General features: G+C 70.8%; 24 protein-coding genes and 1 pseudogene. 17 read left to right on the forward strand and 8 right to left on the reverse strand.

The annotated features are described in order from the left end of the window. Position 1: 1 nt before the first annotated feature. The 4 genes from BC793_RS27805 to BC793_RS27820 are packed head-to-tail and all read left to right on the forward strand — an operon-like array spanning position 2 to position 3,735. Complete coding sequence (locus tag BC793_RS27805) at positions 2 to 913, forward strand: carbohydrate ABC transporter permease (RefSeq protein ID WP_109597322.1); 912 nt, start codon at positions 2 to 4, stop codon at positions 911 to 913. Positions 914 to 941: 28 nt separating this feature from the next. After that, entirely contained in the window at positions 942 to 2,105 is a 1,164-nt protein-coding gene (locus tag BC793_RS27810; RefSeq protein ID WP_109597326.1) for a mandelate racemase/muconate lactonizing enzyme family protein, read from the forward strand. Continuing rightward, positions 2,102 to 2,704: an amidohydrolase family protein gene (locus BC793_RS27815; RefSeq protein WP_203896399.1), complete on the forward strand. Its 603-nt coding sequence runs from the start codon at positions 2,102 to 2,104 to the stop codon at positions 2,702 to 2,704. Before BC793_RS27810 ends, BC793_RS27815 begins: the two co-directional genes overlap by 4 nt. Beyond that, on the forward strand, positions 2,701 to 3,735 hold the full coding sequence (locus tag BC793_RS27820) for an aldo/keto reductase (RefSeq protein WP_109597328.1): 1,035 nt from the start codon (positions 2,701 to 2,703) through the stop codon (positions 3,733 to 3,735). The genes BC793_RS27815 and BC793_RS27820 overlap by 4 nt, the downstream gene beginning before the upstream one ends. 31 nt (positions 3,736 to 3,766) lie before the next feature. On the opposite strand, the gene BC793_RS27825 is transcribed toward BC793_RS27820, so the two are convergent. Then, on the reverse strand, positions 3,767 to 5,296 hold the full coding sequence (locus BC793_RS27825) for a non-reducing end alpha-L-arabinofuranosidase family hydrolase (RefSeq protein WP_109597330.1): 1,530 nt from the start codon (positions 5,294 to 5,296) through the stop codon (positions 3,767 to 3,769). A gap of 786 nt (positions 5,297 to 6,082) precedes the next feature. On the opposite strand from BC793_RS27825, the gene BC793_RS27830 reads away from it, so the two are divergent. From BC793_RS27830 to BC793_RS27870, 9 genes are all read left to right on the forward strand, one after another. After that, positions 6,083 to 7,096 (forward strand): LacI family DNA-binding transcriptional regulator, encoded by a 1,014-nt coding sequence (locus BC793_RS27830; RefSeq protein ID WP_109597332.1) that lies wholly within the window; start codon positions 6,083 to 6,085, stop codon positions 7,094 to 7,096. 76 nt (positions 7,097 to 7,172) lie between these two features. Further along, the gene (locus BC793_RS27835; protein ID WP_109597334.1) at positions 7,173 to 8,996 is read left to right on the forward strand and encodes an RICIN domain-containing protein; all 1,824 of its coding nucleotides are present in this window, start codon (positions 7,173 to 7,175) and stop codon (positions 8,994 to 8,996) included. Positions 8,997 to 9,023: 27 nt separating this feature from the next. Further along, the gene (locus tag BC793_RS27840) at positions 9,024 to 10,502 is read left to right on the forward strand and encodes an arabinofuranosidase catalytic domain-containing protein (RefSeq protein WP_109597338.1); all 1,479 of its coding nucleotides are present in this window, start codon (positions 9,024 to 9,026) and stop codon (positions 10,500 to 10,502) included. A 59-nt stretch (positions 10,503 to 10,561) separates the two neighbouring features. Beyond that, positions 10,562 to 11,068 (forward strand): MarR family winged helix-turn-helix transcriptional regulator, encoded by a 507-nt coding sequence (locus BC793_RS27845; RefSeq protein ID WP_109597343.1) that lies wholly within the window; start codon positions 10,562 to 10,564, stop codon positions 11,066 to 11,068. A gap of 14 nt (positions 11,069 to 11,082) precedes the next feature. Continuing rightward, positions 11,083 to 11,916: a helix-turn-helix transcriptional regulator gene (locus BC793_RS27850; protein WP_109597347.1), complete on the forward strand. Its 834-nt coding sequence runs from the start codon at positions 11,083 to 11,085 to the stop codon at positions 11,914 to 11,916. 115 nt (positions 11,917 to 12,031) lie between these two features. After that, on the forward strand, positions 12,032 to 12,511 hold the full coding sequence (locus BC793_RS27855) for an MmyB family transcriptional regulator (RefSeq protein WP_109597352.1): 480 nt from the start codon (positions 12,032 to 12,034) through the stop codon (positions 12,509 to 12,511). A gap of 60 nt (positions 12,512 to 12,571) precedes the next feature. After that, positions 12,572 to 13,513 (forward strand): NADP-dependent oxidoreductase, encoded by a 942-nt coding sequence (locus tag BC793_RS27860; RefSeq protein WP_109597356.1) that lies wholly within the window; start codon positions 12,572 to 12,574, stop codon positions 13,511 to 13,513. A 133-nt stretch (positions 13,514 to 13,646) separates the two neighbouring features. Continuing rightward, positions 13,647 to 14,192, forward strand: a complete 546-nt coding sequence (locus BC793_RS27865) for an SRPBCC family protein (RefSeq protein ID WP_109597358.1) — start codon at positions 13,647 to 13,649, stop codon at positions 14,190 to 14,192. Between the two features lie 396 nt (positions 14,193 to 14,588). Next, positions 14,589 to 15,170, forward strand: coding sequence for a hypothetical protein (locus tag BC793_RS27870; RefSeq protein WP_146246477.1), 582 nt, complete (start codon positions 14,589 to 14,591; stop codon positions 15,168 to 15,170). A gap of 59 nt (positions 15,171 to 15,229) precedes the next feature. Here the strand turns inward: BC793_RS27870 and BC793_RS27875 are convergent, their stop codons facing one another. Next, on the reverse strand, positions 15,230 to 15,889 hold the full coding sequence (locus BC793_RS27875; protein ID WP_109597362.1) for a TetR/AcrR family transcriptional regulator: 660 nt from the start codon (positions 15,887 to 15,889) through the stop codon (positions 15,230 to 15,232). Positions 15,890 to 16,015: 126 nt separating this feature from the next. Here BC793_RS27875 and BC793_RS27880 point away from each other — a divergent pair, with 126 nt between their 5' ends. The 4 genes from BC793_RS27880 to BC793_RS27900 all read left to right on the forward strand — a co-directional run bounded on the left by BC793_RS27880 (position 16,016) and on the right by BC793_RS27900 (position 19,373). Further along, a complete protein-coding gene (locus BC793_RS27880; RefSeq protein ID WP_109597364.1) occupies positions 16,016 to 16,795 on the forward strand; it encodes an SDR family NAD(P)-dependent oxidoreductase in 780 nt (259 codons plus the stop codon). Further along, entirely contained in the window at positions 16,792 to 17,253 is a 462-nt protein-coding gene (locus tag BC793_RS27885) for a nitroreductase/quinone reductase family protein (protein ID WP_109597366.1), read from the forward strand. Before BC793_RS27880 ends, BC793_RS27885 begins: the two co-directional genes overlap by 4 nt. Before the next feature lie 611 nt (positions 17,254 to 17,864). Further along, positions 17,865 to 18,704 carry a hypothetical protein gene (locus BC793_RS27895; protein WP_109597374.1) on the forward strand — a complete coding sequence of 280 codons (840 nt, stop codon included), beginning with the start codon at positions 17,865 to 17,867 and terminating at the stop codon, positions 18,702 to 18,704. A 96-nt stretch (positions 18,705 to 18,800) separates the two neighbouring features. Continuing rightward, positions 18,801 to 19,373: a hypothetical protein gene (locus tag BC793_RS27900; protein WP_109597376.1), complete on the forward strand. Its 573-nt coding sequence runs from the start codon at positions 18,801 to 18,803 to the stop codon at positions 19,371 to 19,373. A 179-nt stretch (positions 19,374 to 19,552) separates the two neighbouring features. Here the strand turns inward: BC793_RS27900 and BC793_RS27905 are convergent, their stop codons facing one another. The 6 genes and pseudogenes from BC793_RS27905 to BC793_RS27925 form a co-directional block, all read right to left on the reverse strand. Further along, positions 19,553 to 21,202 (reverse strand): hypothetical protein, encoded by a 1,650-nt coding sequence (locus BC793_RS27905; protein ID WP_146246478.1) that lies wholly within the window; start codon positions 21,200 to 21,202, stop codon positions 19,553 to 19,555. Beyond that, a complete protein-coding gene (locus BC793_RS27910; RefSeq protein WP_109597380.1) occupies positions 21,199 to 21,729 on the reverse strand; it encodes a hypothetical protein in 531 nt (176 codons plus the stop codon). The genes BC793_RS27905 and BC793_RS27910 overlap by 4 nt, the downstream gene beginning before the upstream one ends. A 100-nt stretch (positions 21,730 to 21,829) precedes the next feature. Next, entirely contained in the window at positions 21,830 to 22,813 is a 984-nt protein-coding gene (locus BC793_RS27915) for a hypothetical protein (protein ID WP_239170371.1), read from the reverse strand. 174 nt (positions 22,814 to 22,987) lie between these two features. Beyond that, positions 22,988 to 23,068: pseudogene (locus BC793_RS52865) on the reverse strand (zinc-ribbon domain-containing protein); the annotation flags it as partial. After that, the gene (locus BC793_RS27920; RefSeq protein ID WP_109597384.1) at positions 23,065 to 24,477 is read right to left on the reverse strand and encodes a type IV secretory system conjugative DNA transfer family protein; all 1,413 of its coding nucleotides are present in this window, start codon (positions 24,475 to 24,477) and stop codon (positions 23,065 to 23,067) included. The gene BC793_RS27920 and the pseudogene BC793_RS52865, both read right to left, overlap by 4 nt. Positions 24,478 to 24,480: 3 nt before the next feature. Further along, positions 24,481 to 25,686: a M48 family metalloprotease gene (locus tag BC793_RS27925; RefSeq protein WP_146246479.1), complete on the reverse strand. Its 1,206-nt coding sequence runs from the start codon at positions 25,684 to 25,686 to the stop codon at positions 24,481 to 24,483. Between the last annotated feature and the right edge of the window lie 389 nt (positions 25,687 to 26,075).

Below are 26,075 nucleotides of genomic sequence, written 5' to 3' on the forward strand. Positions count from 1 at the left end.
CATGACCTCTGCGCGCACCGGCTCCGCGACGGCCCACCGTCGCGGTGTCAGCGGCTGGAGCGCCCGTACCATCATCGCCGTCATGGTGGTGGTGTTCGTCCTGTTCTTCGCCGTCCCCATCGTCTGGCTGCTGCTGGCCACCACCAAATCGGCGCGGGCGCTGAGTGTCGGCAACCCGTTCGCCGTCGGCAGCGCCGGCGACCTGTCCACCAACTGGAGCCAGCTCTTCGGGTTCCAGGACGGCGCGGTCACCACCTGGATGACGAACTCGGCGTCGTACGCGCTCGGTGCGCTCGTCATCACCCTCGTGGTGAGCATTCCGGCCGGATACGCGCTCGCACTGACCCGGTTCCGGTTCCGGCGGCTGCTGCTGGTGCTGACCCTGATCGTCATGCTCATCCCCAACACCGCGCTGGTGCTGCCGATCTTCCTCGAACTCAACGCGGTGGGCCTGATCGGCAGCCCGCTGTCGGTGATCCTGCCGATGTCGTTCTTCCCGTTCGGGGTGTACCTGACCTACATCTACTTCTCCACGAGCATTCCGCGCGACCTGCTCGCCGCCGCGCGGATCGACGGATGCCGGGAGATCCAGGTCTTCACCAGGATCGCCCTGCCACTGGCCGCGCCGATCGTCGCCCTGGTCGCGTTCTTCAGCTTCGTGCAGAACTGGAACAACTTCTTCCTGCCGTTCGTGATGCTGCCCTCCAGCGACGGGTATCCGGTGCAGGTCGGACTCACCTCCCTGCTCGCCTCCACCCCGGCGTTCAACCCCAGTTCCGCCGGCGGGCAGTCCGTCCAGCTGCCGACGCTCGCCCTGGCGACCGTCGTCTCGGTGCTGCCGGTCCTCATCGTCTTCCTCGTGTCACAACGCTTCCTGGTGGCCGGCATGACCGCCGGCGGGACCAAGGAGTGAGCGCCCTCTTCAGCCCCAAGGAGCCGACATGAAAGTCACCGGCTATCGCAGCCTGTTGACCAAACACGACTGGGGACGGCTGACCGGTGACGCCAACGGGGTGATGCCCGAGGCCCACACCGACGTCCACGTGCTGATCCTCGAGACCGATGACGGGCTCGAAGGCGTCGGTGTCGGCCCCCACGGCGACATCGACCGGATCTTCGGGGCCATCGAAGGAGAGGACCCGCGGGCCGTCACCGCCCTCTACGACCGCATGCTGAGCTGGGTCTTCAAGACCGGACACGCGGGGGCGACGTTCGGGGCGGTCGGCGCGATCGACATGGCCCTCTGGGATCTCAAGGCGAAGGCGGCCGGTGAACCGCTCTGGCGCACCCTCGGGGCCCTGGACCGTTTCGTCCCCGGTTACGCCTCCGGCCTCGACATCGCGCTCGACGACGACGCCCTCGTCCGCCTCTACGAACGCTACGCCGACCGCGGGTTCAGCTCCGCCAAGCTCAAGGGCGGCCTCGACGTCACCCACGACCTGCGCCGGCTCGTGGCCGTCCGCGACGTGCTCCACCGCAACGCCACCCACCCGGCACTCATGCTCGACGCCAACGAGGCCTGGAACCGTACGCAGGCGGTCCGTTTCGTCAGCGAACTGGAGCACACCGTCGACCTGGCCTGGATCGAGGAACCCGTGCGCCGATGGGACGCCGCCGGTCTCGCCTCGGTGCGCCAGCACATCCGGGCGGCCGTGGCGACCGGGGAGAACCTCACCGGCCTGGAGCAGTACCGGCCACTGCTCGACGCCGACGCCGTCGACATCGTGCAGGTGGGCAACGTCTGGGGGATCACCCACTTCCTGCGGGTGGCCGCCGTCGCGCACAGCCACGACCTGCCGGTGAGCCCGGTGTCGTACCACGCCAACCCGGTCGCGCACGCCGCCGCCGCCGTACCCAATCACCTGTCCTTCGAGGTTCAGCACCTCGACGCGCCGATCGGCCTGCGGATCGACCAGGAGATCATGGACGGCGGCATCGTCCTCGGCGACGAGCCGGGCATCGGCATCCGGGTGGACGAGGACCACATCAACGCGGTACGCGCCGCCAACCCGGTGGCCGCGATCACCGGCCCGCACGTGCGTCCCCGGCGGGCCGGTCTGCGGCTGGTCCCCGACTCCCGGAACGACCTCTGGCCCCTGTCATGACGGGGGTGATCGACGCGCACGTCCACCTGTGGGATCGCGCCACCGACCCGCAGCCCAGGATCGACCCGCAGACGATGGCGGCCATCGACCGCGACTTCGGCGCCGCCGACCTCGAACGGATGCTCGACGACACCGGCGGCGACACCGCCGTGGTCGTCCAGGCCGGCAACAGCATCGCCGAGACCCGCCGGCTGCTCGCCGGACCCGGGCCACGAACAGCCGCGGTCGTCGGCTGGATCGACCTCACCGGCGTCCGCTTCGTCCTGGACCACCTCGGCGGCGCCGCGGACAGCGCCGACGACGACTGGGAGACCGGGCTGCGCGCGCTCGCCGCCCAGCCGAACGTGCACGCCAAGATCTCCGGACTCGCCGGTCTCGTGACCGACCCGGCCCGGCTGCGGCGGATGGTCGGCGTGGCCGTCGAGGCGTTCGGACCACATCGGCTGATGTACGGGTCCGACTGGCCGCTGGCCTGCCTGAGCACCGGGCCGGTCGTCTGGCGTACGGCCGTGGACCAGCTGATCGGCGAACTGAGCGCGGGGGAGCGGACGGCGATCCTGTCGGGAACCGCCGCGACCTGTTACCGGCTCGGCACGTGAACGGCGCCGTCGAGAAACTGCTTCAGCGGGCCCGCACCCCGTACGGCGTCCTCGGGCTCGGTGGTGCCCCGCTCGGTAATCTCGGCACCGCCGTGGACGACGAGCAGGCGGGCCGTACGCTGCGCCGGGCCTGGGAGAGAGGGGTCCGCTACTTCGACACCGCCCCGCACTACGGGCTCGGGCTGTCCGAGAGACGCCTCGGCGCCGAGTTGCGCCACCGGTCACCCGACGAGTTCGTGATCTCCACCAAGGTGGGCCGGCTGCTCGTGCCGCGCGCCCGCCCACTCGACCGGGACGACGACGGTTTCGTGGTGCCCGGAGACCTGGAGCGGCGCTGGGACTTCACCCCCGCCGGCGTCGAGCGGTCCCTGCGGGAGAGTCTCGAACGTCTGGGGCTCGACCGGGTCGACATCCTGTACGCGCACGACCCGGACCAGGCATGGGACGGCGCTGCCCGGGAAGCTCTCGCCTCGCTGGCACGACTGAGGGAGGCGGGGGTCGTCGCGGCCATCGGTGTCGGAACGAACGCGGCCGCGGGCCTCGGCACCCTGATCGGTGAGGGACTGGTCGACGTGATCATGATCGCCAACCGGTACTCGCTGCTCGACCACAGCGCCCTGGAGACCGTACTCACCCCGGCCCGGGATGCCGGCGTCGCCGTCGTCGTCGCCGGAGTCTTCGCGACCGGGCTGCTCTCCACCGTGCAGCCCGCGCCCGGCGCCACCTACGACTACCGGCCCGCCGACGGCGCGGTGGTGCGGCGGGCCCGGCGGATCGCGGCGATCTGCGCCGACCACGGGGTCGATCTGCCCGCGGCGGCGCTGGCGTTTCCCCTGCTGCATCCGGCGGTCACCGCCGTGGCCGTCGGCATGCGCTCGTCCCGCGAGGTCGACGAGGACGTCCAGCGGTTCACCACCGACATCCCCGCCGCCCTGTGGCGGGATCTGGTCGCGGACGGTCTCCTCCCGGCCGCCACGGTCCCGCCGGGACGGAGCGAGCCGCCCCCGCCGTGCGGCGGGGGCGGCTCGTGACCGTGCGGTCAACGCGTGACCGGCACCGTCGTCAGCGCTGGCGGGTGAGCAGGCCCGGCCGGTACGGCAGGAGCCCGTAGTCGCCGCCCGAGCTGGGCGAGCGGCCCTGGTACAGCAGTTGCAGGTTGCACGGGTCGATCGTGTTCGTCTGGTCCGCGCTGGTACGCAGCAGTTCACCGTGGCTGATGTCGTTGGTCCAGGTGGCACCACTGTTGGCCTTGCCCGCGAACGGGTTGTTGTAGTCCACCGCGTTCGGCGTCCAGGTACCGCCCAGGCTGGTCGCCGTGAACGAGCGGAAGTAGCGCTCCCAGGAGGCGGTCCGGGCCTCGATGATCATCAGGTACTGGTTCTGGCCCTGCACCTTGTACACCTGCGGCGCCTCGAAGATCTTCTCCGAAGTGTCGCTCATGATCGTCGTGAAGCTCGAGCCGAAGCTGCCGGGGAAGTTACCGATCGGCATGATCTGGCGGTAGATCTTGCCGTTGTCGCCGGCGAAGAACAGGTACATGTTCTGGCTGTCGCCGATGATGGTGTGGTCGATCGCGCCGGTGCCGGGGTCGGTGACCTGGGCGGTCGACAGGGTCTGCGGGGCGGACCAGCCGTTGGCGTTGGCCGGGTTGGTGGAGGTCCGGTAGGAGAACGCGGGGCCGCCCCACTGGTGGGCGAGGATCCAGATGTTCTTCGGCGCGAAGTAGAACAGCGACGGCGCGACGGTGCTCTGGTTCATCGTGTTCTGCGGAGCCGTGGACAGCTGGTTCAGGTTGTCGACGAGACCGAAGTTCATCGAGCCCCAACCGCCGTTGAGCGAGCTGGAGTGCGTGGTGGCGTACACCAGCTGCTTGCCCTGGTAGGGGGCGATGGTGAAGTCCTTGAGCGACGCCCAGCCGGCCTTCGGCTGCGCCAGCGGGCCGGTCGACGACCATCGGTAGGACGACGGCAGGGTGCAGTTGCCACCGGTCGGCGGCGAGGACGACGGGGGCGTGGTGGTGCCGACCCGGGCGAGCTGCCACTGCTGGTTGGCGCCGTTCCAGTCGCTGTACTGGACGATGTTGGCGCCGTCGGCCGTGGACGCGCCCTGCACCTCGACGGCCTTGCCGCTGTTGCGGTTGATCAGCTGGATGTAGCCGTCGATGTCCTGCACGCTGAACTGCTGGTTGGTCGTGTTGTTGTCGGACCACTGGACGATGGAGCCACCGTCGGCGGTCGACAGGTTGTAGACCTCCAGCACCTTGCCGGAGTGCTTCGACTTCAACCGGTAGAAGCCGTTGCCCGAGTCGACGAACTGCCACTGCTGCTGGGCGCCGTCGTTGCGGGTCCACTGTGTGATCCGCGCACCGTCGCTGGTCGCCAGGTTGTAGACGTCCAGGGCCTTGCCGCTCTGACGGTTCACCAGCACGTACGAGGCATTGGTGTCGATCGTGGCGGCGGAGGCGGTGGAGGCGGTCACCGCCACGACCCCACCAGCGGTGAGCAGGACCGTCGCGGCCAGAGCGCTGCGCCACCAGGCCCGGCGGCGGGAGCGGAGGGGCTCGGCGACCGAGTCCGGGGGTACGGGATGCATGCGGTTGTTCTCCTCGGATCACGAAGCGGGGGATGGGGCGGGGATCAGCTGATCCGGACGAGCCGGCCCGTGGTCAGGGCGCGGTCAGGTCGAACCGGTGCACGGTGATCGTGCCGCCGAGAGCCTGGGTGGCGTACGGGAAGATGCCGAAGCGGGGGGTTGTGGGGCGGACGGAAACGGGGGGAATGGGGCGACGGAACGGCGCTTCCGGGAGCGTTCCCAAGCTGGGTACGGATATTGCCAGAGCATTTCGTAGCCCTCAAGTGGGTCCGACCCCACGACCATGTGAGAGAGCGGCGCGTAACGATTTTGTCGGGACCTTTTTCCGGGAACCGCTCCGAGTTGCCGACGCAAATGCGTTCGTCCTCGTGGAGCGCCGGAAAACCGTGCTTTTCCGAAATGCGGGCGCACCAAATGGAGTGCGGTGCCGACTGGTGAGACTCCTCCCCGACTCTCGGGGCCGACTCGACATAACAACTCTCGGGCGTTGATTTTTTCAGATTCCGGATGTTTGCGTTCACCGCCGACGGGCGCGGACCGCGCGCCGACGCGGACAGGGACCCCGTGCCGATCGAAGTTCGAATCGATTCGACATCCGTCTCTCGACGGCGCGGCGCCTCCCCGGGCCCCCTTTAGCTGCTTTTCGAAACATCCCCGTCATCGATATTGACATCCTTGGATGTGGCTACCTAGCCTCGGCCGCGAACCGATTCGACACCGCGAGGACCCCACCGATCGTCCGGCGGCGGCCCGGGTCGAGCTGCCGGGTCGGGCGAGGGGGTGTCCATGAACATCGGCGAGATCGCCCGCCGGGCCGGGGTGTCACGCAGCACCGTGTCGTACGCGCTGAGTGGGCGCCGATCGGTGAGCACGGCGACCAGACAGCGGATCCAAGCAGTGATCGACGAGATCGGCTACCGGCCGAACGCCGCCGCCCGGGCGCTGAAGGAAGGCCGTACCCGCACCCTGGGGCTGGTCATCCCGCCGGCCAGCCTGCGGCTCACCGACATGCAGCTCGGTTTTGTCGCGAGCGTCGTCGAGGCCGCCGCACGGGCCGACCTGGACGTGCTGCTCTCCCCGTCCGGTGGTGACCACGACCGGTCCTTCGAGCGGCTGATCTCCGGCCGGCGAGCCGACGGGATCATTCTCATGGAGATCCGGCTCGAGGACGAACGCGTCACCCGGTTGCGGCACGAGGGAATTCCGTTCGTCACCATCGGTCACACCGCCCACCCGCACGGCACCTGCTGGGTCGACGTCGACTACGCCGCGCTGGTCGCCCGCTGCGTGCACCACCTCGCCGATCTGGGCCACCGCAGCATCGCCCTGCTCAACCGTTCCGCCGAACTGGTCGCGGTCGGCTACGGCCCGGCACACCGGGCGCAGGCCGGGTTCGCCGAGGCCGTGCTCCAGCGTGGCCTGACCGGCATCGAGCTGCCGTGCCCCGACGACGCCGCCGCCGGCGAGGAGTGGATCGAACAGCTGCGCGACCGCCACCCCGGCGTCACCGCCATCACCACGATCAACGAGGCGAGCCTGCCCGGTCTCCAGCGCGGCCTCGAACGGCTCGGCATCGCCGTCCCGCGCGAGTTGTCCATCGCCGGGGTCGCCGCCCGGCACTGGGCCGAAGGCTTCCGCCCTCAGCTCACCGCGGCCGACGTGCCCACCCTCGAGATGGGCGCACACGCCGTCGAACTGCTCCTCGAAAGGATCGCCGCACCCGCCGGCCCACCGCGTCACCTGCTGCTCGCACCCCCCATCTCGCTGCGCGACAGCACCGGCCCCGTCCACCCCCACTGAGCCGTCCCTCCTCCCCGGGACGAGCCGCCGGCTCCTCCCGCGACTCCTGCTGTCCTCATCCCCCACCGGAGGCACTGTGAGACCCGCATCCCCGACCCGTACCCGGGCCGTCCGCATCCTGGCCGGCGCGCTGGCCGCACTCGGCGTCCTGGCCGCACCGTCCCCGGCCCGGGCCGATGACCAGAGCATCAGCGTCGACTTCGCCGCCGCCACCACCGCGCCGGCCCACCGCGCATCCGGGTGGATCTACGGCATGACCGAGAACGGCGCCGCACCGCCGGACCACTTCTTCACCGACATCCGATACCAGGCCATGCGGGCCGGGGGCGCCCAGTTGCCCGGCGGCGGATGGGTCGGCGGCGGCTACGACCGCCGATGGAACGCCACCCGCGCCCAGATGCTGCGGACCAGGGCGCTCGGCGGCAGGTTCGTCCTGCTTCCCCACGACCTGTGGGGCGCCGACGGTGCCGCCATCTCCCGGTTCCCCGGCGACAACGGTAACTGGACCGACTACGACAACTTCCTCACCCGGGTCATCAACGACGTGAAGGCGACCGGCATCCCCGTCGAGTGGGACATCTGGAACGAACCCAACATCACCCCGTTCTGGAACCGCAGCCAGGCCCAGTACTTCGAGCTCTGGCGGCGGACCCATCAGCGGCTGCGGGCCGACATGCCGGGCACCCTGATCGTCGGCCCCAGCCTGGCGGGGGTACCCACCACCGCCGCGGGTGCCTGGTGGAACCAGTACCTCGACCACGTCAGGGCCAACAACGTGGTGCCGGACATCATCAGCTGGCATTCGCTGCCCGGCGACCCGGTGGCCGACGTCGCCGCGGCGAACGCCACACTCGACTCCCGCGGCATCGCGCACCCCCGGCCGTACCAGATCAACGAGTACGGCGCCGGGAACGAGCAGAACCCCGCCGACGGGGCCTGGTACATCACCCGCCTCGAACGGGCCGGTGCCGATGGGCTGCGCGCCAACTGGGCCAGTGGCGGCAACCTGCACAACGACCTCGGGAACCTGCTCACCCACAGCTCGGCCGGCCAGTACCGGCCCAAGGGCGAATGGTGGGTCTACCGCTTCTACGCCCAGCAGACCGGCACCGCCGTCGCCACCACGGCGTCGGCCGGATACGACGCCTACGCCACGAGGACCGGCGGTAGCGCCAGGATCCTGATCGGCGGCGGCCGGACCACCGGCAACATCGCCGTGAACCTGCGGGGACTGAACGCCACCAGCGGCGTCGTGGTCGACAACCGGGTGCGCGTGCGGGTGCAGCGCATCCCGTACGACAACGGTGGCGCGGTCGCCGGCCCGATCACCGTGCAGGACCGGGTGCTCACACTCAACGGCAACGCCACGACGGTGACCATCGCCAACAACACCGTCACCGACGCGTACACCGTCACGGTGCTGCCGCCCACCGACACGAGCTTCGCGAGTGTCGCCGTCGCGCAGCACAGCGGGCAGTGCCTCGACAACACCGATCTGCGCACCACCGACGGCAACCGGCAGCAGCAGTTCCCCTGCGAGGGAGGCGATCAGCAGCAGTGGGTCTTCCGCCCGGTGGCCGGGGTCTCCGACACGTATACGGTGGTCAACCAGCAGAGCGGCAAGTGCCTCGACGTCAGCGGCGGGTCCACCGCCGACGGTGCCGTCGTGCACCAGTGGACCTGCCTGAGCGGGGCGCAGAACCAGCAGTTCGTCCTGCGCCGGGTCGGCTACGCCGGCAACGACCCGCATGACCACCAGCTCGTCGCCCGGCACAGCGGCAAGTGCGTCGACGTCAGCGGCATCTCGACCGCGGCGCGCGCCCCGGTCCACCAGTGGACCTGCAACCCCGCCTCGCAAGGCAGCCCGCTCAATCAGACCTGGCGCCTACTCGGCCGATGACCCGTACTCCTGTGATGAGGAACCGCAATGACTGATCGACCGCTTCCCGTCCGGCGTCGCAGCCGGCGTCTCGTCGTCCTCGCCGCCGTCCTGAGCCTGCTGTTCACCGGGGCGGCCGCCGCCTCGGCCGCCACCGTCGGAACCCCCACCCGTATCGTCGGCGGCCAGTCGGGACGCTGCCTCGACGTCCCGAACTCCGCCACCACCAACGGCCTGCAGATCCAGCTGGCCGACTGCTCGGGTGCCACCGGCCAGTCCTGGACCTACACGAGCGGCAGGCAACTCACGGTGTACGGCAACAAGTGCCTGGACGCCTCCGGCCGCGGCACCACCAACGGCACCGCCGTGATCCTCTGGGACTGCAGCGGCCAGTCCCACCAGCAGTGGAACGTCAACGACAACGGCACGATCACCGGGGTGCAGTCCGGACTGTGCCTCGACGCCAACGCGGCCGGCACCGCGAACGGCACCAGGATCATCCTGTGGACCTGCAACGGAGGGGCCAACCAGCAGTGGGCCCAGGTCGTTCCCGGTGGCGGCACCGGCGGAGGACCCTGCGACCTCTACGCGGCCGGCGGTACGCCGTGCGTGGCGGCACACAGCACGGTACGGGCGCTCTACAGCTCCTACCGCGGCAACCTCTACCAGGTCCGGCGTGGTTCGGACAACACGACCCGGAACATCGGCACCCTCAGCGCCGGCGTGGCCGACGCCGCGAACCAGGACTCCTTCTGCGCGGGTACGACCTGCGTGATCACCGTCCTGTTCGACCAGTCCGGCCGCGGGAACGACCTGTGGTACCAGGGTTCGACAGTGGTACCCGGTTCGCCGCAGAGTTCGCCGGCGGTCGCGACGACCGAGTCGCTGACCATCGGCGGTTCGAAGGCCTACTCGCTCTACATCAAGCCGGGAAACAGCTACTGGCGCGACGGGCACCTGACCGGCGTCCCCACCGGCAGCGCGCCCGAGGGCATGTACATGGTCACCAGCGGGACGCACGTCAACAGCGGCTGCTGCTTCGACTACGGCAACAGCGAGACCACCCGCAAGGCCGACGCCGCCGGTGCGATGGACGCGATCTACTTCGGCACGAGCTGCTGGTTCGGCGGCTGCTCGGGGACCGGGCCGTGGGTGCAGGCCGACCTCGAATGGGGTCTGTTCCCGGGCGGCAGCAGCACCTGGAACACCAACCAGCGGGCGTTCACCAGCAAGTTCGTCACCGCGACGCTGAAGAACAACGGGACGTCGCGGTTCGCCATCAAGGGCAGCAACGCCCAGGCCGGCGGCCTCTACACGCTGTGGGACGGCGCGCTGCCGTCGGGCTACAGCCCGATGCGCAAACAGGGTGCGATCGTCCTCGGCAGCGGCGGTGACTGCTGCAAGCCCGACGGCGGGGCCAATCAGAGCGCCGGCACGTTCTACGAGGGCGCCATGGTCTCCGGCTACCCGTCGGACGCCACCGAGAACGCCGTACAGGCCAACATCACCGCGGCCGGCTACCGGTGAGCGTTCCCACTCCCGGTCTCGGCGGATAACTTCGAATTCAAAGCAGGTATGATCACGGGATGAGTGAAGCGGCGCCCGGCCTGAGCGCGGAGCAACTCGGTGCCTACTTCGCTCTGGTCGAGGTCAGCAGCCTTCTTCAGTACGCGGTGGACGAGCACCTGCGCATCGACGGTGACCTCAGTTATGTGCAGTTCCAGCTCCTGGCCCGGCTCGTCGACGCGCCCGGGGGCAGGCTGCGGATGACCGACCTGGCCGACGGTGTCGTCTACAGCCGCAGCGGGCTGACCTATCAGGCGGGCCTGCTGGACAAGCGTGGCCTGATCACCCGTTCGCCGTCGCCGGACGACGAGCGCAGTGTCATGGTCGCGGTCACCGATGCCGGCCGCGACCTGGTCGCCCGGGTGCTCCCGGGGCATGTCGACCGCGTCCGGCACCTGTTGTTCGAACCCTTGACCGGCGATGACGTCACCGCCCTCAACGCCATCGTCGGCCGGGTCCGTGACCACATGCGCGCTGCCCCGCCCCGCTCCGCCAAGCCTCGCGCCCGGCGCAACCCGACCGGCTGAGGCAGGGGAGATCGATGGACCGCGCGTTGCTGGCGGACTTTCTCCGGGCCCGGCGCGAAGCACTGCAGCCGGAGGAGGTGGGGCTGCCGCGGGGCGCGCGGCGTCGTACCGGTGGGCTGCGGCGCGAGGAGGTCGCGGTGCTGGCCGGCATGTCGGCCGACTACTACAGCCGCCTGGAGCAGAAGCGCGGCCCGATGCCGTCCGAGCAGATTCTGGCCGCCGTGGCCGGGGCGTTGCGGCTCAGCCCGAGCGAGCGGGAGCACCTGTTCGCCCTCGGGGGGCACGCGGCTCCACGGCGTGCGCTCCCGGACGACCGGGTCGGCTTGGCCATCCGCACCATCGCGGAGCACCTCTCGGACACGCCCGCGATCGTGTTCTCCCGGTTCGGTGAGGCGTTGCTGCAGACCCCGGCGGCGGTGGCGCTGTTCGGCGACTACACCCGTTTCGAGGGCCTGTCGCGCTACCTGGTCTACCGCTGGTTCACCGACCCGGCCCAGCGGGCCATCTACCCGCCCGAGGACCACGACATCCGCGCCCGGGTCTTCACCGTGGACCTGCGGGCGGCGTACACGACCGACCCGGCGGGCACGGCCGGGGAGATCGTCGACGCGCTCCTGGCGGTCAGCCCCGAGTTCGCCGGGCTCTGGCGGCGCCACGAGGTGGACGTGACCCATCACCACGACCTCAAACGCTACCGCCATCCGCGACTGGGCGAGTTGGAGTTGTACAGCCGGCGGCTGGTGGATCCCGACGAGGGCCAGGACCTGCTGGTCTTCATGGCCGAACCCGGATCGCTGAGTGAGGCGAAGCTCCGGCGCCTGACCACCGCGGCCGGCGACGAGGCATGAGCCGAGCCTGATCCCTCTTGTCCATGGTCTGCCATACCGTGGATGACGAGACCATTCACCCGCCTTCCGTTCTGCGCCACGCTCGTGTGGTCGAACCGGGAAGGCGGTGAGCAATGTGGATCGCGAGATACTGGCGCACTTTCTCCAGCGGCGCCCTGACGAGGCGGCAACCGGCCGGCCCGGTCACCGGGCCAGCCCGGTCCTGGAGCTCATCGTCGAGCGCCTGCCGGAGTACCCCGCGACGGTGTTCTCCCGGGCCGGCGAGGTGCTGCTGCAGACCCGTCCGTCGATCGCCCTGTTCGGCGACTACTCCCGGACCGGGGGCTCGTCGCATTCTCTGGTCGACCGGTGGCTGAGCGACCCGTCGGCGCGTGAACGCCACCTCGTCGAGGTGGGTGTCCCCGTCCGGCACCGCCCGAGGTGCTATCGGCATATCGCACTGGGCAGCTTGGCACTGTACCGCCACCTGCTGGTCTGTCCGGTGGAGCGCCAGGTGCTGCTGGTCTTCACGGCTGTCCCCGGCTCCGTCAGCCACGCGAAGCTGCGTTCCCTGGCCGCCGGGAGTGGCGAGGAGGGTTCCGCCGACCGGCGGTGACCCCCGCATCACCCGTGCTTCGGACCCGGAGCACGATCTCTTCGAACGACGAGGATCATCATGAAGGCAGTGCGTTTCCACGAGTACGGCACCCCCGGGGTCCTGCGGTACGAGGACGTGGACCAGCCGGTCCCCGGCATCGGCGAAGTCCGGATCCGGGTGGCGGCGACGTCGTTCAACCCGGTCGAGGGCAACATCCGCGCCGGTGTCATGCGGGGCCCCATCCCGATCCGGCTGCCGCACACCCCCGGCATCGACATCGCGGGCACCGTCGACGCGCTCGGCGAGGACGTGACCGGCTTCGACGTCGGTGACCGCGTGATCGGCGCCCTGCCGCTGACCAGCACCGGCGCGGCCGCCGAATACGTCATCGCCCCGGCCCGGATCCTGGCGGCCGCCCCCACGAGCGTCCCGCTGGTGGACGCCGCCGGACTACCACTGGTCGGGCTCACCGCATGGCAGGCCCTGTTCGACCACGCAAAGCTGACCACCGGCCGGCGGGTACTGATCAACGGCGCGGGCGGCGTCGTCGGCGGCTACGCGGTGCAACTGGCCAAGAACGCCGGCGCATACGTGATCGCCACGACCGGCCCGCGCACCTCCGAGCAGGCCAAGACGGCCGGCGCCGACGAGATCCACGGCCCCGGGATCCCGGAGCTGTCCGAGCCGGTCGACGTCGTACTCAACGTCGCCCCGATCGCCCCGGAGCAGATGGCCGCCCTGGCCGGCGTGATCCGGGACGGCGGTGTGCTGGTCAACACCACGGTGTGGATGCCCGCCGCGTCCGACGAGGCCCGCGGCGTACGGGGAATCAATCTCTTCTTCCGTCCCGACGCCCACCAGCTCACCCAGCTGGTGACCCTGCTCGACGCGGGCAGGCTGCACCTCGGCGCGACCCGGCGGGTGCCGCTGGCCGCACTGGCGCAGGTGCACGCCGAAGTCGCCACCGCCCCGATCAACGGCAAGGTCGTCTTCGTCGCCCCCGGCGCCACCCTCGACTAGGGAAGGCACCCGGTTCCACCGCCCTCGGGAGCCGGCGGGATCGGCGCCGACCGCACCGGGCTGCGACTCCCACCCGCCAACCCCCACAACGACATCCGGCCGGTATCCGGCCCTGATCGCGGAGCACTGCATCATGACCGAACTCCTCGTCGGCCCCGCCGACAAGACCGTCACCATCACCGTCCAGCAACGCACCTGGAAGGCACCCGCGGACACCTTCCGGGCCCTGGTCCCCATCGACCTGCCCACCGTCTTCCGCCCGGTGCCACCGTTCCCCGGCATCACACTGGTCGCGAATCAGACCGGACCCTGGGACCACGTCGGCGCACGACGGAACCCCCGGTTCGACGACGGATCCCAGGCCGACGAAGAACTCACCGAATACACCGACGGACACAGCTTCGCGTACGAGCTGACGAACTTCACCAACGTCCTGTCCCGACTCGCGGCCGGAGTCCGCGGCGAGTTCAACGTCAACCCCGACGGGCCCGGCACCCTCATCCGGTGGGCCTACGAGTTCAAGCCGCTCCCCGGCCGCCGATGGATCCTCGCCGGCCCCTTCGCCCCACTGTGGCGCCGGTACATGGTCGCCGCCCTCGACCGATGCGTCACCGTCATCGAAGCGGGAGCCGAACCGCCGGCGGGCCTCACCCCCTCGGCGACGTCAGAGCGGTCCTGACCACGGCGCTCACATGCGCGGACGTTCTGAGCGCCTGCGGGAGGTGTGCCGTGATGCGCGAACGCGCGGCAGACCGCCGAGTCGGTGGAAGGCGCCCAACGCTCCGTCGCCGACCTGTCCCGGATGTCGCTGGAGGCCAACGTCGCGGTCTCCCGCTTCGTCTACTGATCCACCGGGGAAGCCCGCGTGCTGACGGAAGCAGAGCCTGGATGAGCTGCCGCAGCGGATTGCAGAGCGGCTTTCGACGGTCTACCGGGACTGTCTCATCGGGCAGGACCACATCGGAGCCGCGCCTTCGACCCGTCCCCGGGTGGCCGCTTGCTGCCACCCGCGCCGCATCAGCGACAAATCTCCCTAACGTGTGACGGGTTAGGCAAATCGACGAGGAGGTCAATCATGACGCGGAGCACGAGCAGATGGAAGCGGACGGTCGTTGTGCTGGCGGCGGCCTGCGGCATGGTCCTGGGGACGACCGCCGCGGCCGGTGCGGCACCCGGTGCGGCGGCGTTCTCGGCGCAGGCGCGAAGCGTCGGGTTGTCCAGCGCCGAGGCCCGTGAGTTGCAGACGGCGGTGACCGCCGAGATCGTACGGGCCGGCGGTACCCAGGTGGCGCTGAACAGGATCGAGCGGCCCGGCGCGACGGTGCTGCTCCCGCTGCCCGGCGAGCTCTACGCACGGAACCTGGACTCGCCGGCCGGGCGGACCGCTGCGGGCCGGCTCATGGCGGAACCCTGTCCGTATCGCCACTTCTGCCAGTACAGCAACATCTACTTCCAGGGCATGGTGGAACAGCGGTACTCCTGCGCCGAGTACCGCAACTACCTGGTGTACGACGGTTCGTGGATCAACAACCAGTCCCGGGGTACGAGCGCGCGGATGCGGGACAAGGGCGGGGTGCTCCGCTACAGCACTCCGGGCGCCCCTTCCCAGGACGACGTCGCACCGTGGAACTGGGTCGGCTCCATTCATCCCTGCTGACCGGTGCCGTGCAGGGGCTCCCCGTACCAGGGGAGGCCCTGCATGCCGGTCGTGCCGAGTCACTCCGAACCGGTGTCCGAACCCGGGGAGTCCCGGTGAACCTCGGTGCCATACCGCGCAACCATGGTTCGGACGGCTTCCTCCACGACCGCGGTCGTGCGGGCGGGGGCCACCGTCCAGTCCGGGAGCAGAAGTCGCGGCCAGAACAGATAGTTCGAGATCATGCCGAGGAACTGCGTGGCGGCCATCTCCGGGTCGGCGATGTCTGCGGCCCCCGCGTCGCGCTCGGCCAGCAGGTAGGTCCGGACGGACTCGAAGTACGGCAGTTTGCCCTGGGAGAAATGCGTCTTGGCCAGTTCGGGAAAGCGCGGCAGTTCGGCGATGACGATGCGAAACAGGTCGGTCATCTCCGGCTGGCTCAACAGCGCCGCATAGCGCCGTCCCAGAACCGTCAGGCCGGCCGTCAGGTCACCGGCGGGCGGCACGTCCGCGACGTCGTTCTCGGCCCAGGAGTCGAGCACGATGGCATCGAACAATGCCGCCTTCGTCGGGAACTGCTTGAACAGCGTCGCCTTCGACACGCCCGCACTGTCGGCGACACGCGCCAGGGATGCCCGGTCGTAGCCCAACTCGAGGAAGAGCCCGGTGGCGGCCTGCACGATGAGCGCGCGCTTCTCCTCCGCCACGCGCTGGTGATAGGCCGACGGCGCTGGAGTCATGCGCCCATCATAGCGAGGTGAGTGGGTTGACTCACCACTCGCCGGGGCGTAACTTCGGCATGGTGAGTCGATCGACTCACCACCCGCTTCCGGGTTGCCGTTCCCCGTACGTACCGGAGGATCCTGATGTCCCGCTTCGAAAAGCAGACCGTTCTCGTGACCGGCGGCGCCGGTGGGCAGGGAGCCAGCCACGTTCGCGCCCTGCATGCCGAAGGCGCCGACGTCGTCATCGCTGACATCGATGCCGAGCGTGGTGCCGGTCTCGCCGCCGAGTTGGGAGACGGGGCGCGTTTCGTCCGCCTCGACGTGTCCCGGGAGGAGTCGTGGGCCGCCGCCGTCGCGGAGACCGAGAAGGCCTTCGGTGCGCTCACGATCCTGGTCAACAACGCCGGGGTGCAGAACCCGCCGGCCCTCATCGAGTCCACCGACCGGGCTACGTGGACGCGCATCCTCGACATCAATCTCACCGGCACCTTCCTCGGCATCAAGGCGGCCGCCCCGGCACTGCGGCGCGCGGGGGGAGGATCGATCATCAACATCGCTTCCACCATGGGCATCGGCGGCACCGCCTTCTACGCGCCCTATGTCGCCAGCAAGTGGGCGGTTCGAGGGCTCACCCAGACCGCTGCCCTCGAGTTGGGCCGCGACAACATCCGCGTCAACGCCATCCACCCCGGCGTCGTCGCCACTCCGTTCATCACCGAGCCGGCGGCCGGCAGCGACGCCCCGATCGCCGACTTCTACTCACCCGAGCCGTTCGCCGTCCCGCGACTCGGGCAGCCCGCCGACATCACCGCGCTGCTGCTGTTCCTCACCTCGCCGCAGGCGGCCTTCATCACCGGCGCCGAGTATGTCATCGACGGGGGACTGCTCCTCGGCCCCGCGCTGCGGAAGGAAGCCGCATGAACCACGCGGGCGGGCATGGTGAGCACAGCGCGCCTGACCCGCTGGCGCACCTGCCGCACAAGATCAGGCGTGCCATCAGGATCACGCCCGCGGCCGGAACCCGCGAACGAATCGTGGACATCACCACCACCGGGCGGCGTACCGGACGGCCCCGGCGCATCGAGATCTTCTTCTATCGCGCCAACGACGTTACCTATCTCTGCAGTGGAGCGGGCGGAGGCGCGACCGGCTGGTACGCGAATCTGCGGGCGAACCCCGCTTTCACCTTCCACCTCAAGAACGGCATCAGAGCGGACCTGCCGGCGTACGCGACGACCGTCACCGATTCCGCGGAACGGGCGGCGGTGATCGCGGCCATCGTCGACGACCTCAACCAGCCTCACGACCCCGGCACCGTCCGGCCGACCCGTCCAGAGGACTGGGCCGCCAGCAGGCTGATGCGCATCGACTTCCACTGAGCCGCCTCGCATGCTGAGGCGCGGCAAACGGCCGAACGCTCACGTCATGGACAGGGCGCGTTCGGGGGCACAAGCGGACGTCCAGGGGACGACGTGGACTTGTCCTGCCGTTCAGTCGTGGATCGGGGCGGCTATGTAGGGGAGTCGACCCGGCGGGAGATCGCCTACGCGGAGTCCCTCGGCAAGCCGGTTCGGTATCTGAGTAACTCCGCCCGGGGCGGGCTCCCGGCGAAGCCTCCTCCAGGCGCAGCGCCCTGCTCAAGAAGGCCGACGCCTCTGGTCACCGGCATACGAGCACATAGGTTAGGTTCCTAGGATGCTCTACCGGTGGTGAATCAGGCTGCCCGTGCCGTCCGTCGGACGCCTTCGGCGCTTGATCGACCACCGGCAGACGAGTACGTCGCGAGCCGGGTCGTCCCGGGCTCGGCCGATGCCGGTGGTGGGAGCTCGTCCGCCGGGGCTTGCCGAGCCCGTGAAAGCGGGACGTAAGCGCGGTGAAAGCGGCTCCGCATACCTTCGCCGGAGTAACGGGGCGGTAGGGCGCGGGGGGCGAAATGCGGAACCGAAATATTCGTAGGCTGGCAATCGGACTGTCGGTTGCCGGCCTTGCCGTGGCGGGTCTCTTCGCGGTCCGGGTCTTCGCCGGCTCCGCACCCGCGGCGAAGGCCGAGCGGATCAGCGCGACGGCGGACATCCTGGACAGTGCGCGGAGCCGGCTGGCCAACGATTGTCTCGCGCGGCGGGGACTCACACTGCCGGACGAGGTCGCAGCCTCGGGTCTGGACCTGCGGGAGTTTCCGTACGGTGTCGACGACGTCGAGTGGGCAACCTCGCACGGGTACGGCACCGACCTGATGGACCAGGCGGAGCGGGAGCGGAAGTCCAGCCCGCGGAAGCTGTTTCTGGACGGTCTTCCACCGGCCCGCCGGGCCGCGATCCTGCTGGCCATGAACGGGGCCGGACCTCGCAGCACGTCCGTCACCGAGGCGCGGCTGCCCAGCGGTGGGGTGGTGCGGCGCAGCAGCGACAGTTGCATCGCCGAGGCGGAACGTGAGCTGTACGGCGACCTGGCCACCTGGTACCGCGTCGAGCGGGTGACCGACAACCTGCCCGGGATCTGGGTCGCCGAGGTGCTGGCCGATCCGGCCTATCGCTCGGCCCTCGGCGCGTGGGCGACCTGTATGCGCGGCCGGGGATACCACTACGACAACCCGTCGAAGGCTCATCAGGATCTTCGCACGGCACCCGGGGCCACCCGTGAACGCGAGATCCGGACCGCCGTCGCGGAGGCCACCTGCGCGCACAGCAGTGGGCTCGCGGCCACTGCGCGAGGCCTCGAGCAGCGATACGCCGCCTCGGTGCGCACGAAGTACGCCGATGAGATCGAGACACGTCGGCGCCTGGAGGAGGCCGCGGTTCCGCGGGCCTGCGCTCTGCTGCCGCAGTGCTGAAGGGGCTGCCCGGTCTGGCACCGGGTTGATATCACCGCCGGCGACGCCGGCGGGGGAACACATCGAGTGAATGGGAAGTGCATGAGAAAAAGGCACATGGCAGTGGTTTCCGCCATTCTGATCGGTGCGGTCCTGGCTGCGGCGCCCGCCGCGGCGGCGGACCCGAAACCCGCCGGCAGCGCGGCGGCCGGTAAGACCTCGGGCCCGGCCCCCGCGCCGGGAGCGACCGGAGTGCCGGGAGCGGCCGGCACTCCGCACCAGACAACCGATGCGGCCTCGCTGAGCGCGCTGGCCGGGGACGGCTACTTCTACGCGTACGAGCACCGCAACTGGGACACGTCCGCCAAATACTGCCGGTGGGACGACAAGCACGGCGACTGGCGGCATCCGACGTGGAACATGCCGTACGGCGGCGATTGCTACAACTTCGCGTGGTACGAGGACTACATGTTGGACAACATGGCCAGCTCGGTGTGGAACAACGGCGTTCCCGACACCTACGACGACGTCATGATGTTCAGGGACATCGGCTGGGAGGGCGCCAAGATGTGCCTGGGCCAGGGCGACTTCTGGGGCGATCTGGGGCTCGGCTGGGAGCGGTTCGACGACGGCGGGTTCGCGAACGATGAGATCGGTTCGCATTCATGGCGACAGGAGTGCAACCTGTAGCCGTCGGGTGACGCGGCGCCGATGCCCCGGGCATCGGCGCCGGCAGTCGTGGCACCGAAACGCCCGCAGTCCGCCGGCGCGGATCGCTGACCGTGCGGGCACCGGGGTGCCGGGGAAAGCGGACCCGGGAAACAGGTACGCCCCTGGGCGCGCCGGCAGCGCACGGCGGTGGTGCTGGTCTACAGGCCGAGGGAGGGGCCGTCGCGGTCGCGTTCGGCAGCTGCCGCTTCCCGGGAGACTTCCTCGCGTTCGGCTTCTTCCCGCTCGGCGGTCGCCTGGTCCAGGGTGCCGCGCAGACGCGCTTCGCCGCGTAGGGCGGCAGCGTCCCGGGCCGCTTGTTTCGCCTGCTCAAGGGTGGTGTCGGCACGCTGGTGGAGGTCGTGCTCCGCGCCGAGGTCACGTTGCCGGGCGTCGTCGGTGTGGTGGTCCCACCGCTGGGTGAGGTCCTCGAGTTCCGCCGCCGCGGCGGCGGAACCGTCGATGCCGCCGGCGAGCTGGTCGTGGTCGGCAGCGCGACGTTCATGCCGCTGGGCTTCGGCAACGGCGTTGCGTGCGGCGTCACGAAGCCGCTGCCGACGGGCGGCGATCTCTTCAGGGGAGGTCCCGGCTTCGCGCAGTGTGTGGGCATCCTGCTGGGCTGGCTCCGCCAGCTGGTGGATGTCCTGCCACGCCTGGCGGGAGAGGGCGTACTGCTCGGCGGCCGCGTCACGGGCCGCGGTGGCGGCTGCGGCGGCGTCGACCCGGGTGGTCAGGGCGGCTCGACGTTGTTCGAGTGCACGCGTGGCCGGTCCCTGCCCGCGCTGGACGGTTTCGTGTAGCCGCCGGGCTTCGGCGGCCCGATTCCGCGCGCCGGCCTCGAGCTGGGCGGCAGCGCGGTCGGCGGCGGCGATCGCGGTCGGCAGGTCAGCGGTGCGGATCATGCCGTGCGGCCGGGTCCGCCAGCCGGGAACGGGGGGCTCGCGCTGCTCCGGCTCCGGGTCAGGGAGCTGCGCGGCGGCCGGGTTCGGGGCCACGGGTTCGGCTTCTTGTGGCTGCGGCCGCAGGGTTCCGGCGACGCGGAGGTCCTCGGCGTCGACCTGCGCCATCACCTCGGCGAGGTGTGTCTGCCGCTCGGCCGGGGCCAGCCGGAGCAGGGCCGCGGTGTCGACGTATCCCGGCAGGGCCGGATCGTCGATCTGGATTCGTGCCCGCACCGGGCCGGGCTCGAGCAGGGCGTGCAGGGCTGCCGGAATCTTCTCCGGCGGCGGGTGGGCGAAGGCGATCCGGTCGGCGCCGGCGTCGGGTGTGCGCCGCACGGCGGGCAACTCGGTGCTGTACAGGATCGCCGCGGTGTGCGCGTGATCGGAGAACACCACCGTCCGGCCGTGGATGTTCTCGGCGTAGCGCTCCGACAGCCGGTCCCACACCTCGCGGACATCGTCGGGGTCGAGGTCGAGGGCCTCGATGGTGCGCCGGTCGTTGAGCCAGTGCTGGTCCATCTCGGTACCGCCCGGCGTGAGGTGGATGACGGTGGCCGGCCGGGTCGGGTCCAGGCGGGTGACGTGCTCGGCCCAGGCTTGTGCAACGTAGCGGTTACCCACGAAGTCGCCGGTCGACGGGTGCCGCGACCGCCACGCCCAGAGGGTGGCGCCGTCGAACGGGGAACTCAGGTCCATGGTTTCGGCGCGCTGCCACAGGTAATCCAGCACGTCCTGATCTCCGGCCAGGGAACGCAGCCGTTCGGCGCACCGCTGGACGCCCGCATCATCGGGGCGCCGGGCCTCACGCTGCCGCTGAAGATCAACCGCTCGATCCCACATCTCGGGGACGAGCTGCACCCGACGGCTCACCGGCCGTCGCGGTACGGGGTGAACGCCAGCCGCAAGGAGGCACTGCCCGGCCGGCTGCCGTCGGCGGTTCCCACGGCAAGATTGATCCACAGCGTGACGACGACACCGATGTCCGGTCGCGGCCAGACCGCGGACCTCACCCGCCCGGCCTGGCCGTCCTCGATGGCCGGCCCGAGCACGGTCTGTGCCGCGGCGAGGTAGCCCGGCCACGCATCGAGCGCGTCGGTCATGACCGCGGCATTGTCGCTGGACGTCGCGGCCCGCCGTTTCCACAGCACCTGCAGCGCCTCGTTGATGCGTTGCGCGCCGGGCTCGCGGAACAGGGTGACACTGGCGCCCGCCGCGGAAACCGTCAGGTCCAGGTCAGGGCCGATGCTGGTCAGCTCCCAGCCGATCCGGTGCGCCCAGCCACGGGGGTCGTCGCCGTCCGGCCCGGCCCACACCGCGGTCCAATCCGCGTCGACCAGCCGGTGCAGGTCGTCGCCGAGCTGCCCGGGACTGCGCTTGATGGTCAACGCCGCGGCCATGGCTCCTCCAATATCCAGTCGTGATCCCGTCGGCGCGCTCCACCGACCCGCATCGACATCGGTAACGGTAGTCGGCGGCGGCTCGGCGAGGGGTGCAGTCCTATCGAGTCCAGGTAACCGTCGCCGGGTCTGCCGGATCGGTGGTGACGGTGCCGCCGACCTGCACGGGAAGGCGCTGAGTGATGGTGTCGCGGGTTCGGGTCACGCTGGTGAACGCCGTGTAGGTGACCGTGACCTGGCCGGGCGTCACGGTCCGCACGGTCGCCGGGGCGCCGGTGAGGCCGGGGTCATCGACGGGGACGATCTCCACGGTCGGCGGTTGCAGGTCGTACCAGCGCACGTCGTCGGCGCCGATGACGATGCCGGGTACCTGGAACGGGCAGCCGGGCGGGCGGAGATCGGTCTGCCTGGTGCAGTCGGTGAGCAGCGCACGGATCTGCTCGTCGACCTGGGCGGCGGCCTCAGGCCGGACCCGTACCGTGAGCGCGACCTGCTGCGGGGTGGCCCGGCTGTCGGCGGTCGCCGGGACGTCGACGCGGACCGGGCCGGCCTCGGCCGGGGCGAACAGCACGTCGCCGGCGGCCTGGACGCTGTAGGTGCCGGGCAGCACGGTCAGGCCCGGCCCGTCGGGCTCGCCGGCGGGCACGGTGGCGGCACCGACCTGGACCTGCGCGACGCGGACGCCGGTGATGGTGAGCCGTCCGGTGGCGCCGTACAGGATCCGGTAGGGCCGGGCCAGGCCGTCACCGGTGCGCTGCACCCGGATGGTGGTCTCCTGCCGGGCGCCGGACAACCGGTAGGACACCGGCACGAACGCGATCGACTTGTCCGGGCGCCGGGTGATGTCGGCTGGATCGCCGTAGACCGGCTCACCGATGTCGACGTGTTCCGGCGGCTGATAGCCGCCGGCCAGAGCGGTCCCGGTGCAGGCCGGTGAGGCGCAGCCGGCCAGGTCGGCGGCGGCCGCGGTGTCGCGGGCGGTCAGGGCGGCGAACAACTCCCGGACCGGCTGCTCGGGCGGGTGCCGGGCATCGTTGATCGCGACGACGGCCAGGTAACCGAGCAGGGCCAGCACGAGCAGCACGGCGGCACCGCCGCCGGCGAGCCAGGGGGCACGGCCGCTGGGACGCCGGGTCCACCACGCCGGCGCCCGCGGCGGAGGCCCCGGAGCCGGAGCTACCGGCTCCGCCGGTGCCGGTGAGGGCGCCGGTGGGGTGGGCGTGGGGTCAGGCCCCGGTGCGGGGTGGGAGGTCAGTGGGGCGCCGCAGGCGTGGCAGAACCGGGCGTTGTCCCGGTTCGGGGCGCCGCAGCGCGGGCAGGCCGGGGCGGCGGCGGTCACGGCGCGGCCGGAGGGGTGAGAGGCAGCAGCGGCGTGTAGCCGGACAGTGCCTTGTACGGCGGCATCAGCCCGGCGGGGCGGGTCTCGACCAGCAGCGGCGCGTCGGAGCGGTAGAACAGCCAGGCCCGCCCGGGCGGGAGCTGCTGCAGCGCGTCGACGGGCAGCACCGGCCGGTACAGCGAGCCGATCGCGTGCTGCCGGCCGGAGGCGTCGCGGTCGGCCAGCCGGCCCGGCCGGTCGGGGGAGTGGGCGGGATCGGGGCCGCCGGCGTAGTAGGTGGTCTGGGCCTGCCGGTACTCCCCGGCCCACGACGAGATGTCGCGCAGGTCGGCGCCGTTGGACATGCCGCCGTAGATCACCTTGGCGGTGGTGGCGGTGAGGATGGCCTGCTGCAGGTCGGCGCCGTAGCGGGCGCGCAGCTGGGCGAGGCTCTGCGCGGCCCACAGAGTGACGATCCCGGCGCCGCCGCCCTCGGACGCCAGCGACGGCAGCGACTCCAAGGGCGCGATGTTGGCGATCTCGTCCAGGGCCAGCAGCAATGCCGGATCGAGCCGGCCGCCCGGCCGGGTGGCGGCGAGTTCGGCGGCGCGCTGGGCGATCGCGTCGACCAGGCCGACGATCAGCGGTGCCGCGACCTTCTGATGGTGTGACGGGCCGACGATGAACAGTGTCGAGCCGGAGGTCAGGAACGCGTCGATGTCCAGGTACGGGCCCAGCGCGGAGGCGCGGACCCGGGGTTCGGCGGTCGCGTCGATGCAGTTGCGGGCCATCGAGTAGAAGCTCCCGCGTTCGCGGTCGCCGAGCAGTTGCAGCGCGTCGAGGTCGTCGGCCCAGTCCACGGCCTCCGACGTCGAGGCCCGTAACACCGCGGCGGCCGGGTCGGTTTCCTGCCGGGCCAGCCGGCGCCGCACGTCGACGATGCTGGAGCCGTCGAGGGCGGCGGCGTGGAACAGCGCCCGCAGGATCGAGGCGGCGCCGGTCGTCCAGTGCGCGCTGTCGCTGATGCCCTGGCCGACCACGGCGACCATCGCCGAGGCCCGCCGGTACGCGACCGACGGGTTCTCACACCCGGCGATCGGCGACCACTGCACGCTGGTCACCCCGGGCACCGACGCGAACGGGTCGTACACGTACACGTGCCCGCCCCGGCCGGACGCCAGCTCGCGGCGCCGGTTGCCGGTGAACTGCAACAGGTCCGGGCGGGTGGAGGTGACCACCGCCGGGCCGTCCCAGCCCATCAGGGTCGGGATCAGGATCCCGGAGCTCTTGCCGTAGCGGGGCGGCCCGACGACCCCGACGGAGTCGCTGGAGTTCGACCAGCACGGCCGGTGGCCGTCGAGCGGGTCCAGGCCCAGATAGACCGCCTGCCGGGCGGTGACGGTGAACGAGTCGATCGGCGGGAAGTCCACCGGCTACCAGCCTTTCCGTACGGTGCTGTCGCCGGTCCAGCCGGGCAGCGCCCGCACCAGTGGGTGCTCCTCGTGCAGCGGATACACGCGGTCGTCGTGTTCGAGGCGGTCCAGGCGCAGTTCGTTGGGCGGGTGCGAGGCCAGCAGCGTGCGGTCCCAGCCCGAGCGCTGCCCGTCGAACGAGCCGCGCAGGTAGGCCAGCGTCCGGCGCAGGCCGTCCTGGTAGCCGGCGGCGGCCGCCGCGGCGTCGGCCCGGTACTCCTGAGCCCGCCACAACGTCGCTTGTGCGGGCAGCACCCCGTAGCGGACGGTGGCCAGCACCGACCACGACAGCAGCCGCACCAGAAACTGCAGGGGCCGGATCCGGGCCGCCCGCAGCGCCCGGTCGGCCAGCTCGAACGCCAGGAACAGCGGCAGGGCGACGCCCTTGGCCCAGGCCATCGCGATCGCGTCGCCGTCGCGCCAGTGCGCCAGCTCGTGCGCCAGCACCGCGGCGATCTGCTCCCGGTCGTGGTCCAGTTGCTCGAGCAGCCCGGCGTTGATCACGATGTGCCGGATCCCCGCCGACGCGTTCGGCTCCCGCCGGTCGTCGATCAGCAACCGCGGCAGGGCGTCCAGGCCGAGCCGTTCGCCGGCCTCGGCCAGGATCGGCAGCAGCCAATCGGCCTCGCGCCGCGACAACTCCCGGGCCCCGCCGACGCGCAGCCGGACCGCTTCGGTGCCGGCCGACCACCACACGTACAGGGCGCCCACCGTCACGGCGACCGCGACCTGGCCCAGCAGTACCGACACCGGCCACAACGGATCACCCGCGTACAGCTGCTGCCACGGGAACACCGCGGTCATCCAGCCCAGCGTGAGCGCCCCGTTGACCATCCCGATCAGCCCACCCACGATCCCGCCGATCTGCGCGGCCGCGGTCGGCAACAACTCGCTCGACGACACGGGCAGCGGGAACACGAACTCCAGCAACGTGTCGAGCCGGTCCAGCACCCCGACGCCGACCACCGTCCCGGACACCACCCCGGCCAGCCCGCCGACCACGCCGCCGACCCCCGCCATGAGCAGCACCATCGGCACCCCGAACCACGCCCCGACGATTCCGGCGAGCGTGCCGGCCACGTTGCGGCCGATCGTGGCCCGCAGCCACGCCCGCCACCCCGGCCCCCGCGCCGCCCGCCCCGGTACCACCGGCCGGCGCGCTGCCATCGCCGGTGTCTCCGCGGTGGAGTTCAGCGACGCACCGCAGTCCGGGCACACCGTCGCCGCAGAATCGGGCAGGGCGTGCCCACATTGATCACAGAACACTTCGCCAACCTCCCCGGACGTCGTCGGCGAAGGTCCACTCTAGAGATCGCCACCGATGTCCGCGTCAAGCGCGCCCAGGCGGAGGCGTTCCCCGAAAAGGAGAGGAGCGCGACGGATCCGCCCGCCGCCGGCACGGCACCGCCGAAAGTTTCGGAATTTGGCCGAGATTTCCAGTACTTCGCATGTTAACGTCTCGGTCACAGAGTCATGACAATCGATGTCGCCGAGGGCTCGGCGCGCTGCCGAGGAGAGCACGAGGCTCCAGAAACTGCGCCGTGCCGGCCTTCGCG

The sequence above is a fragment of the Actinoplanes xinjiangensis genome (genome assembly GCF_003148685.1).
GTDB classification, from domain to species: domain Bacteria; phylum Actinomycetota; class Actinomycetes; order Mycobacteriales; family Micromonosporaceae; genus Actinoplanes; species Actinoplanes xinjiangensis.